Source organism: Actinomycetes bacterium, assembly GCA_024222295.1.
Lineage (GTDB): Bacteria > Actinomycetota > Acidimicrobiia > Acidimicrobiales > Microtrichaceae > JAAEPF01.
In genome coordinates, this window is sequence record JAAEPF010000048.1 from 1 (window position 1) to 1,258 (window position 1,258).

Annotated in this window: 3 protein-coding genes; all 3 read left to right on the top strand. The window is 66.8% G+C overall.

Annotated features, from left to right (window positions below):
* Nucleotides 1-652: DNA cytosine methyltransferase (locus GY812_14395; GenBank protein ID MCP4436673.1), on the top strand; the 652-nt coding region annotated here is incomplete at its 5' end.
* Nucleotides 645-890 (top strand): hypothetical protein, encoded by a 246-nt coding sequence (locus tag GY812_14400; GenBank protein MCP4436674.1) that lies wholly within the window; start codon nucleotides 645-647, stop codon nucleotides 888-890. The genes GY812_14395 and GY812_14400, both read left to right, overlap by 8 nt.
* A gap of 75 nt (nucleotides 891-965) precedes the next feature.
* On the top strand, nucleotides 966-1,258 hold a 293-nt coding region (locus tag GY812_14405; GenBank protein ID MCP4436675.1), incomplete at its 3' end, for a hypothetical protein.

The window sequence follows — 1,258 nt, forward strand, 5'->3', positions numbered from 1 at the left end:
AGAATATGCGCGGCTGGTTCGCGAGCTACGACCCCGACTCGTCATCGTGGAGAACGTCGCAGCGCTCGCTGTTCGAGGACTCGACCGAGTGCTCGCCGACCTTGCCGCGCTCGGGTACGATGCAGAATGGGAGGTTGTATCAGCGGCAGATGCCGGCGCGCCCCACCTCCGCAAGCGGATCTTCATCATTGCTGCCGACCCCGACAGCCTGCAGCTACGGGACGAATCGGAGCCCCGGCGGCACAGCGCGCCCCAGTCTGGAGACTATGGCGCGGAGGGGCATGATTCCAACTCCCACCGCCAGCGATCACCAGCGCGGAGCAGGTCACCCCGCGAAGGTGAGGAGGCGGGCGACCCTCTCGGGATATGCGGTGTATCCCTGGCCCACTCCCAGGTCCCGGGATCACAAGGACTGCGGGGCTCACACCGACTATGCCAAGGTGGGACCGGGGCGGCTCGCGGGGCGAGCTGGTGGACCGCTGAACCCGCGGTGGGTCGAGTGGCTTATGGGGTTTCCGGACGGGTGGATCACCTCCGTTGCCTCGGAAACGCCGTCGTCCCGCAAGTCGCGGAGGTCGTCGGGCAGCGAGCCCGACTCATCCTCGACCGAGGATACGTGAGCGACGACGCATGGGAGCTGAGCTATGACTGAGCCGCTGGCCGCTGACGGCCTGGAGGAGGCGCTCATCGGCCTCGGGACCCAGGGCCCACACGTGCTGCTGGTCTATGACCTCGCAGCCGTCAGGCGCGTCCTGGTCGCCCAGGGATGCGCGGAGGAGGAGGTGGATGACCACATCGCCTACAATATCCTCGGCGCATGGGTGGGCCCAGGCACGCCCGTATTTGTGGAGCGGATGACTATGGAGGAGGTGCGCGAGCGGCTCGGCTGATTGTCCCACCGGGGCACAAGTGTTGTGCAATTTGAGTGGCTAATCAAAACGCCATTTCGGCCCTATATTCATCCCATGAGCAACGAGAACACCACGACACTGACCGACACCAGCAGCCGCCTCCGATTCACCGTGCGGGCCGACGGCAGCATGATGATGCGTATCGCTGGCGAGACCGGCAACGAGTATGAGCTGACCGGCCACGAGGCGGACGGCAGCGACATCACCTGCAACTGTCGCGGCTACGAGGTCCACGGACACTGCTACCACACGGTGCAGGCGCGCCACCGCCTCGCGGGCGAGCCCGTCCCGAGCCGCGACGAGGTCCGCGCAGCGCGCAGGATGGCGCGCCAGGCTCCCCGCCGCCG